Below are 234 nucleotides of genomic sequence, written 5' to 3'. Positions count from 1 at the left end.
CCGCGCGGGTCGCGTTGAGGGCGTCATCGACGCGGTCCTTCTTTTCCTTGACTTCCACTTCGGTCGCACCGCCGACGCGGATGACGGCAACGCCGCCCGCCAGCTTGGCGAGACGTTCCTGCAGCTTCTCCTTGTCATAGTCCGAGGTGGTCTCCTCGATCTGCTGCTTGATCTGGGCGACGCGGCCCTGGATCTCGGCCTTCTTGCCGGCGCCGTCGACGATGGTGGTGTTCT

The 234-nt window shown here is 65.0% G+C and carries 1 pseudogene; it reads right to left on the bottom strand.

The annotated features are described in order from the left end of the window. Window positions 1-234, bottom strand: a pseudogene (gene groEL / locus E5W70_RS32905) (chaperonin GroEL); the annotation flags it as partial.

This window comes from Mesorhizobium sp. (assembly GCF_005063415.1).
In the GTDB taxonomy this organism is placed as follows: Bacteria; Pseudomonadota; Alphaproteobacteria; order Rhizobiales; family Rhizobiaceae; genus Mesorhizobium.
This window is presented reverse-complemented; position numbering and strand designations above follow the sequence as displayed.